Annotated in this window: 9 protein-coding genes; 2 read left to right on the top strand and 7 right to left on the bottom strand. The window is 49.7% G+C overall.

Features of this window, described 5'->3' with window-relative positions; translation table 11 throughout:
- Positions 1–326 precede the first annotated feature (326 nt).
- The 3 genes from J1785_RS06735 to J1785_RS06725 all read right to left on the bottom strand — a co-directional run bounded on the left by J1785_RS06735 (position 327) and on the right by J1785_RS06725 (position 2,653).
- Positions 327–1,007 (bottom strand): trypsin-like serine peptidase, encoded by a 681-nt coding sequence (locus J1785_RS06735; protein ID WP_217219087.1) that lies wholly within the window; start codon positions 1,005–1,007, stop codon positions 327–329.
- A gap of 102 nt (positions 1,008–1,109) precedes the next feature.
- Complete coding sequence (locus J1785_RS06730; protein WP_217219086.1) at positions 1,110–1,892, bottom strand: site-specific integrase; 783 nt, start codon at positions 1,890–1,892, stop codon at positions 1,110–1,112.
- Positions 1,889–2,653: a hypothetical protein gene (locus tag J1785_RS06725; RefSeq protein ID WP_217219085.1), complete on the bottom strand. Its 765-nt coding sequence runs from the start codon at positions 2,651–2,653 to the stop codon at positions 1,889–1,891. Before J1785_RS06725 ends, J1785_RS06730 begins: the two co-directional genes overlap by 4 nt.
- Before the next feature lie 923 nt (positions 2,654–3,576).
- Between J1785_RS06725 and J1785_RS06720 the strand changes: the two genes are divergently transcribed.
- Both J1785_RS06720 and J1785_RS06715 read left to right on the top strand, forming a co-directional pair.
- Positions 3,577–4,200 carry a hypothetical protein gene (locus J1785_RS06720; RefSeq protein WP_217219084.1) on the top strand — a complete coding sequence of 208 codons (624 nt, stop codon included), beginning with the start codon at positions 3,577–3,579 and terminating at the stop codon, positions 4,198–4,200.
- Positions 4,193–5,035 (top strand): hypothetical protein, encoded by an 843-nt coding sequence (locus tag J1785_RS06715; RefSeq protein ID WP_217219083.1) that lies wholly within the window; start codon positions 4,193–4,195, stop codon positions 5,033–5,035. The genes J1785_RS06720 and J1785_RS06715 overlap by 8 nt, the downstream gene beginning before the upstream one ends.
- A gap of 354 nt (positions 5,036–5,389) precedes the next feature.
- Here J1785_RS06715 and J1785_RS06710 read toward each other — a convergent pair whose 3' ends face one another.
- From J1785_RS06710 to J1785_RS06695, 4 genes are all read right to left on the bottom strand, one after another.
- Complete coding sequence (locus J1785_RS06710; RefSeq protein ID WP_217219082.1) at positions 5,390–6,277, bottom strand: ABC transporter substrate-binding protein; 888 nt, start codon at positions 6,275–6,277, stop codon at positions 5,390–5,392.
- Positions 6,274–7,515: an ATP-grasp domain-containing protein gene (locus tag J1785_RS06705; RefSeq protein WP_217219081.1), complete on the bottom strand. Its 1,242-nt coding sequence runs from the start codon at positions 7,513–7,515 to the stop codon at positions 6,274–6,276. The genes J1785_RS06710 and J1785_RS06705 overlap by 4 nt, the downstream gene beginning before the upstream one ends.
- Positions 7,512–8,732: an MFS transporter gene (locus J1785_RS06700; protein ID WP_217219080.1), complete on the bottom strand. Its 1,221-nt coding sequence runs from the start codon at positions 8,730–8,732 to the stop codon at positions 7,512–7,514. Before J1785_RS06700 ends, J1785_RS06705 begins: the two co-directional genes overlap by 4 nt.
- A 130-nt stretch (positions 8,733–8,862) precedes the next feature.
- Positions 8,863–9,122 (bottom strand): transposase (locus tag J1785_RS06695; protein ID WP_217219079.1); only part of this gene is annotated, 260 nt, incomplete at its 5' end.

Here is a 9,122-nt window from a genome sequence, read left to right as displayed (position 1 = left end):
TTATTTTTCTCTTTTATATCGTGATATAGTGGGATGTCTGCCGTACAGGCAGCGAGCGAGAAAGGTCCTCATAGCAGGGGCTTTTTCACATTTAGGGGCTTGCATACCGTCTGTTCCGGTCAGGCGGCAGCGACGGGGCGTTGCTGACCTCCTTACCCTCTTCTCCGCACTTGGGATTTTTCCCGAAGACATGCATGTCTTTTAATCGATTTTTCTGACGGATTTTCTTGGCTAGCGTGATTTTTTGTTCGACTGAGTATCCGGTGTCAGACAAACAAACTTCCCGTTGGATTAGGGTCAGCATGACTTTCAGCAGTGCTCCCTACCTAAATGATTATCTTATTGTCATGTAAAAATTTTCTGATCATGTCGACGGTGACAATATCTGTTTTGTATACGTCTGAAATCATATCAAATGATTTATCCTTCATGCTGACAATACCTGCCATACAATTTTCGCTACGCATGAACACTGAACTTCCGCTTACACCTTCTTTGTAATAACCAGTAAGCCCATGCGACCCAGTTCGCCCTTTGTATAGAAAGATGGAATCAGGCGATGCATAAGAACCGGAAATACTGTTGTACATACCAGAAGCTACCCAAACAGGTTCAGCTGGCGAAAGCATTGAGTCACACAGTTTCACCCGCCACCCCTCAGGAGATTTTATTATGTTATTAGGCTCCACAACTAAGACAGCTAGATCGAGGTTACTAGGGTTTTCGATTGCATATATTTTTGCAGGATAAACATGAGATAAATAACGGACAGTTAATTTATACCCAGGTTTTACCCCATTCCACAAATGTGCGGCTGTGATTATATATTTATCATTTAACCAAGTGCCCGAACCTGAGGAGGTTACATTTCCCTCTTGAATATCCACTCTCACAATTGCATTATTTAAATCAGAAGTTCCCTCAAAGGTAAGATTGCTATCATTGTGAGTTGAAAATGTACAGCCAGAGAGGGTAAAAATGGTGCAAAATATTGCCGTATTCTTCATGTGACTTGCTTCCTTAAAAGTTATTATCCAAAAGTAAGTGACGACGTATGAATAGAAACTCCATTCCAGATCAGACCTCGTTCAATCGAAAACGGACCCTCTTTAGGGTACCTGCCTGAGCAAGGCCACTGCATCCGCACCGGGCATCGAGAACTGCACCCGATGGCGGGCCGCCACGTCCAGCGCAAATACCTTCGTATACACCTCCGTCGAACTGACCGACTTGTGCCCCATCAGGCTCTGCAGCACCTTGAGCGGAATACCGGCGTACAGCATGTGCATGGCGTAGCTGTGCCGGAAGGTGTGCGGTGTCACCGGTACCGAGAACGTCACGCCGTCGGCGGCGGCCGCGTCCACCGCCTCATTAATCCAGCTGCGCACCGTCCGGTCGGTGATCTCCCAGATGCGCGCCTTTTCGGTCTTACCGGTTCGCTTATTGCGTCGCTCCAGCGGAATTTTCAGCGTGGCCACCATCATCTGCAGCTGACTGACGTACAGGTGATCCGAGAGGGGGATCAGGCGAAGAGCCTGGCTGCCGGCGGGTGCCCGCCCGGCCGTTCTCGCCGCTTTCTCTGCGCGCTGTTTGAGCGTGGCCAGCTGCACGAACGGGTAAGGCGGTGCCAGGGAAAAATCCCCCCGGGTCAGGGCCAGCGCTTCGTTAATACGAGCACCCGTATTCCAGAGCGTCGCCAGCAGCATCTTGCGGTGCAGGTCCGGCACATAGTGGAGCAGCGCGCTCACCTCCGGAGCTAGTAGGTAACTCGGGAAATTGTCCTGAAGCACCGCCATCTGACGCAGGGCGAGCGCGGCCGGATAGTCGATGGCCACCGGGAGTGTTGCCAGAGCCCCCTGATGAAACGCCGCCTGAGGGTATGAAGGGGTCATGATGATACTCCTGTAGAGGCTGGATCCTTTGCCCCGCCACGCATTTGATTACGGATCTGATACACCGCCAAAGCACGCTGACTTAAGATATGAATTTGGGTACGACGCTTACGCTCCTGCCTCCATAGTTGCCAGAGAACGGGCAGCTCTGACCAGGGCGCTGTGTCGAGAGGCAGGCCCACCAATTTTCTCACGCGGCGAGCCAGAATAATCGTTTTCAACCCCAGCCGGGTGTACTGATAACGCCGTGCGTAGAAAGTATCATCGTAGTCAGGCGGGTAATCGTGTTCTTCAGCGATGCTGATCGCCCTGTCGGTACTGTTTTGCAGCACCGGAAGCTCACGAATTCGGTACATAAGTTGACGGGGAAGTACACGCCAGTCCCCGGAGATATCGGTGAGGCTAAGAACTTCGGGTCTCACTGAAAACCGCGTAATGCCTGAACTATCTTCATACCCTGTATCGGTCGCGACTTTTACACACAGATCAGCGAACCACTCGAGGTGGAATACCAGCTCTGTGGCAATAAACAGGAGCTCTTTTTCATTTTTGTCATCTGTAATTTTTTGCTCATAACGTTTCTTTTCTTCTGCCGCTTTTTCTTCCCGCTCACGCGCATAGCGATGGTTAAGTTTGGTGACTAAAATTGCCACACCGCCGGCCAGCACACCGCCCGCCAGCGTTGAAATCACGGGTAACCATACAGAGAAGGTCTGGGTCATCGCCTTAACGTTTGATATCTCTGAAATCCCGCCATCCATAAACTATGCTCCTATTTTTTGCAGTGAAATCCCGTCTCGATTCTTAATACGACTAACTAAGAGTTGAATGGACCATCCATTAAGTCCAGTTGGAAACAGTCCAGTTTTTCATCTCCCTGAAATACATATTCAAGGATGAAGTCTCCGAGTAATGGTTCCCATCGTTCCGGGGAGCTCGTTCTCCATTCCCATTGCCCGGTCGAGTGAATCCGGCGGGCAAGTTCACGTCCATCGTCATCCAGTACATGTACTAGCGGGTACCCAAAATTGATGGTTTTGTGTAACCGGATCCGGGGATGGTCGCATAACTCATTCCATAACCCTGATAAACCAAAATTTTGCTCATTTACACCAGACGGCATAATTCACTCCTTAATCATTTGCTTGTTAAATAGTCACTATTCGCAACCATTATTACCATGACGAACGTGACAGTCACCTAAATAACTTCATTGATTGTAATTACCACTCTTAATGATAATAAGCAGACATATAACCACTCTATGCAATTACCATTTCACCATTCTTAGATGATCCGATTTACTGGCTTATTCATATTTTCCGGAAGTGTACCACGGTGCAGTAATAAGCAAAGCCGCCCTTTTCGGGGTCGGTATCCCCGTCACAGTGCAAGCCCAAAAACACAACATGTACGGGAGTTAGTATCGCCAGAGATACCTCATGATGTGTTTTTCGGGGAAGCGGCAGCCGGGCTGAAAGGCCAGATCCGGAACTACCAGAAATCGGATCTTCAGTAGAAATGTGGAAGCCTACCGATGTTTTTCTGCTAAGCTGACCTTGTTTATAAAATAAATTCTGATAACATAAAGTCTCGAAGCTTATAAACCTATAAACTTAGTTTTATTTTATCAGTTAAAAGTTACCTTTAAATAACAGCCTATTTTCTGAGAACGGGGAACATCATGCCTACGAAACACATCGACGACGCAACCGCCCTACAGCTGGACGATTTGTATGTCCGCTGCGTGACCCTGACCCAACAGCCGGTGAAAGAGGTGGAGGTTCTACGTCTGGCGATTCAGACCGGGATCGGTAACATCACCGATAACGATATTCTGTCATCAATGACGGTCAAGGACAGCGTCTGGCAGCGTCTGGCGGAGCAGACTTGGGCGGAGGTCACCGCCTGGTGGCCGGAATCGGCTATCACCGCTCGGCGGTTTGAAACGCTGGCCACCGTGCACTCTGCTACCTGGCAGCAGTATCCGGCTGAACGCTGTAGGACCGCCCTGCGCGCCCAGCTAAGCCGTCAGCTCCGGGAATCCATATTTTGCACGACCGATCAGCTGTTTGGGATGAAGGACTTGGGAATGAGCGATGAGGAGATTCGCGCCGCCGAAGAGCGCGACGCGCATCTGAATGTGGAATATCTGGCCAGCCTGCCGGCACTGGCCGGTCGTCTCTGGTCAACCCTGAGCGAGCACGAACAGGTTCTGGCCTGTCACTACAGCGACCAGATCGGCTTCACTCCGCACGGTCAGGGAGATTTTGTAGTCTGCCTGACGGGTACGCCTTCCGATGAGTGAATTTGCCGAGCCGGGTTCTGAGAATGAGGGGCAGCCCAGCCAACCTACTTCATGGTGGCGGCTGCAGCTGCCGCGGTTAATTGACGTTGTTCTGACGGCATCGATCAGTGCGACGCTGGCCTGTTTAACTCTCATTGTTGTGGGCCTAATGTTTGGCCTGAAAGAGAGCGGCAGCGCCGCCGACTGGCTGGCGACGATATTCAATGGTGTGGTGGCCATTGCCGCAGTAGCGGCTTTTATCGTGGCACGCAGCTGGCTGCCGCAGCTGACCACTCAGGAAGGCTATAAAACAGCTATCCAGCTTGTCAATGATCAGTACATCCAGTTAGGCGAAGCTCATTCTCCGGCTGCAGCCGTTGAAAAGGCGATGGCTGCATTCAATAATAGCGCTATAGCGGGTCTTCAAACGAATCTGGACAGTTATAACGACGCAATGAGGCAATTAGAGATAGAACTCCAGGCAGCTCGTCAAAACTGGGAAGAAATCAAAAATTACCGCTTCTGTTTGCATACCTATGGCCTCATTGAAACCCCACGTTATAAAGCTGATCTTGAAACAATGTTGACGGCTTATGAAACGTCGCTTCCCCTCGGAGAGGGACTGCTCACAAGCCTGAACAGTGATCTCACACGTCGGCGTGCAGCAAAGAATAAATCGGAGCTCATCACTAGTGATGGTAATGAAATCTGGCGAACGAGACTTGCAGCGGATGGCCAAAAGCTTAATGCGGATTATGTGAAATACATAGCCGCCATCAGCAAGATCAGGGTTTCACATGCCAAAGTCTTTAGTGACCACCCGACCATCGGGAAACTGTTTAAGGTAAGAAAGTAATATTCTAAAAAACAGCCCGCATATGGGCTGTTTTCATGCTGGACCATTCTTTTTATACAAACAGCAAGCGGATGCATGGCCTTAAATATAAATCCTGATAGATAAGCCAAGCAATCCATGTTCCTATACTCAGGTAATCACTTCTTGCCTGTGCGGAGTTCATCAACTTATTTCATCAGTTTTCGATCAGGCTGATGAGATCCATGAAGCGCTGCACCTGCCGAGGGTGGAAAGGCCTTGCTGATAGTGTCCTCATGACAAAGGCCATCCCAACTGATGGCCTTATGGCATAACATCTGACCTATCTGAAACGCACGCCGTGGCCGTGCTTCAAGCCAGAACACGCACTTAATCTCAGTCCACGTCTTCCGAAACCAATATGCTGTCACCGTAGCAGTGGGTCTTATCAAAATCCTGGAGGCCCAGATAGGTACTGAAACTCAGGTTTGTATTGGCTTTGCCTTCTTCCCGACTCTCTAAGCCGCACGCCAGTGACAATGCCAGCAGCGTTTCATTCCAGTAAGGCCGTTTCACACCGTGCATTGATATGTGAGAAACCGAGCGGACCCGTGACAACCGCTGAGGCCTTAAAATACAGGCGTTGTACACGTCATGACTATCGGAATCATCGACCAACAGTATTCGATAAATTTGCGTCTGAGAAAGCTGTCTTATCTTAGCGCAGGCAAATTCGCTATATCCTACAATGAGGTAAGTATCCCTTTTTTCCACGCGACTGGGGATATCCCGGACGATTTTCACATCCGCTAGCATGGGAATATATTCCATCATCCGGTTTGCATAATCATTGTTTTGCACCACGGCATACACGGTTCCTCCCTGATGGTTAATAATGCAGTCATCGATACAGTAGGTCATTAGTGCTGCATTATCTTTCTGATATTTTAGCAATTCAATATCACTGCGTTGATTGTAATTTCCTAATTCGCAGGCGGTGGATGCCGGTAATATTAGGGGGATCGCATTGCGGCTATAAACAGGTAAGGCCGCCAGTGCAGCGAAGCTGGAGAAATGCCCGACCACTACGTCGGCGCCCCATTCAACGAGTTCAATTGCTGCCTTTTCACCGCCTTCAGACGATTTCTCATCGTTGACGATTTTAAGGGAGTGCTGTTTAAATTCTGGGAAATTCTTGAGGCTATAATTAATAGCCTCAATAAAGGTTCGTGTGTGGCTATTGGCATCTTTCCCTAATGCAATCGCCAGTCCGATCTTTTTCATCGCGTGGTCACATTCACCCGTTGGCTATATGCCATCGCTTTATCTTCGCTTTCCTGGCGGCTATCTCCCATGACGCCCAAGAACCCAATAATGTCATTCCCTAGCGGAGGCCGCTTAATGACGCTGCCAATAGGTGAAATAATTTTCAGCATGAATGTGTCCGGATCGCCGCGAATCTCATTAGGAACCGCGATTGACTCAATCTTTCCGGGGGCAGAAATCAGACACAGTGCGAAGGTATGCTTACCCGTTGGCGCATAGTGTGCATAAGCGGGTTTATTACCGATGGCGACGTCAATTACGGCTTTGATAGGGCAATAGTTTGCTGAAATGCGGGCCATAAAATCGAGTCCGCCGCCACCAGGTCGAGCGGCGATTTCAACGATGTACGGCAGTCCCTGATGAAAGCGGATCTCCGCATGCATCACGCTTCGCGTGAGTCCCTGAGCAACAGCTCCTGCATGCACGGCGGCGTGGACGCGCTGTAAGTCCTGCCCACTGAGATCGGTCGGTGCGTGATGAACGTCATCGTCAAAGGAGTTTCCTTCTAGCGTGACTCTGTCAACGATAGAGCCGAGGACGGTCACGCCGTCCCAGGAGTAAGCCTCAATTAGGTATTCACGACCATCCAGGTAGGACTCGACCAGCAGCGAGTTCGGACCTAAGAACTCAGTGATCCCTTCATTTTTGAACTGACTCATTTCGTTGATGCCGGCCAACGCTTTTGGGAAGATCTCTTCCAGCTCCGCCGGCGAATTGATTTTGTAAACAAACTGGCTGGCAGACCCCAGCGTGGGCTTTAAGATCACAGGATAACCCAGCTCAAAGGAAGCCTGCAGCGCATCGTGCAGCGTAGGCGTCAGGTGGAACGCGGGGTGCGGAGCCAAACCATCGCGATGGGCTTCCCGCATCGCTATTTTGTTTCGACTTTTCACGGCTGCTTCGACCGCAATAGATGGCAACTGCAGAGCATTGGCAATAATGGCGGTGGCAATGACGCTGTTCTCGGCAAACGTGAACACCCCGTCAAAGTGGTGTTCTTGATGCAGTTGGGTAGCCAGTTGAGTCAGATCGCTGATATCCATACTGTGAGAGATAAAGAACTGTCCTGCGTGCCAGTGATCCTGGTCGGCAACCCCGGACAGCACATACAGCTCGACGCCGTACTGCTCGACCTGCTGATAGCGCGAGTTGTAGTAATCACCAAACTGCCCCACTTCAATTGCGAGTAATTTCATTTTGCTTTTCCTTTAAATACGAAAGCTGAAGCCAGTAAGGCGAGGCAGGCAATCGCTATGGACAGAGCCATATAACCCGCCAGAATATTGGTGTTATCCACGAGACCGCCAATCGCGTATGTCAATATGACCGCAGATGTCAGGCCTATCGCATTGCTGAAACCAAAGAACCGGCCGGTATAGTGTGAGGGGATCGTGTTGAACATCAGCGTTCGGCATGAAATACGGGCCATACCGAAACAGACCGCGCCGAGGGGAAAGAATACCGTCAGCCAGAACAGCGAAAACTGCGGCTGCAGGGCAATAAATACGGCATTGGCGACGTAGCCAATGACGACAATTGTCAGCAGTGAGAAACGCTTTTGCAGGAAAGGCGTCATCGCGGCCGCAACGGCAACTCCAACGCCCGCCAGAGCATCAACCAACCCCAGCACGCCCGCGCCGGATGCGAAATGTTTGATAACCAACATAACCAGCAACATATTGCTGACGGTCACGATGATGTTACCAATGCCGTATAACAGCATCAGCCAGGGTTTTCTGACGGTTTTCTCCGCGGAAGTCGTTTCATCAGCCGGATGGAGTTTTCCTGACGCACTTTCGACCGACTCATGCCGACGCGGAGTGAGCATGAAAAACAATGCCGCACTGACGATGAAGGTGATCGCATTCAGGACAAACACAAAATCGACGCCGATGAGCTGAATAAGAAAGCCACCGATCGCGACCGAGGTTAACGCCCCTATTTGCACCGCCATTTCAAGTTTCGCATTGAACGCCGCCATTCTCCCTGATTCAACCGAGTCTTTAATAATGGCGTTATTGGCGGGGAAAAACATAGCCATGGTCATAGACAGCATAAAGCTGCACACAAAGATGGTCAGCGCCGGATCGGTGAATGTATTAATTCCGGCTAAAACGCCGATCACAATCACCGCGTTAATCAAATTGGTGATGATGCATATCTTCTTTCTGTCAAAAACATCAGAAAACTTACCAAACAGAATAGAAAAGACAGCCTGTGGTAAGGCAATTAAAATGAACAGTGTGCCAACCGCCTTGGCTGTCCCCATGCTTTGAGAAATAATTAATGCGTTTGCAATGGTGAGTATTCCACTTCCCAGTGTGGACACCAAGGACGCCGTCAGAATTAAATTCTCATTTCTTTTACTGACTCTGCATATGGCATTGTTGGGTAGTACACTTGCGTTACTCATCTTTCACTCCATGAATTACATTTTGGCTAATCTGCTCTGACAATGCCGGAGCGACTTTAAATATCGAGGCATCACATGCTTCTATCGAGGGCTATTGAGTGGTTATCAGGGGCTAAAGCGGTTATACCCGCTAGTTGTATTGCTCTCGCAGCTTAATGGCCAATCCTTCATTACCCAAGATCGACATCATTCTTTTCAGGTTATAAGCCAGCACATGCAGACTGATTTCGGTGCTGACGTTTTTAAATCGTCGCATCAGTAAGTGGGTTGCCCCCATCCACATTTTAATTGTTCCGAACGGATGCTCTACCGTTTGCTTTCGCACGACAGCTGTTTGTGGCGATGCATCAAGCCTGGTCTGCATATCTTCCATTTCAGCTTCATGAACCC

This window comes from Rahnella perminowiae (genome assembly GCF_019049755.1).
Lineage (GTDB): Bacteria > Pseudomonadota > Gammaproteobacteria > Enterobacterales > Enterobacteriaceae > Rahnella > Rahnella perminowiae.
This window is presented reverse-complemented; position numbering and strand designations above follow the sequence as displayed.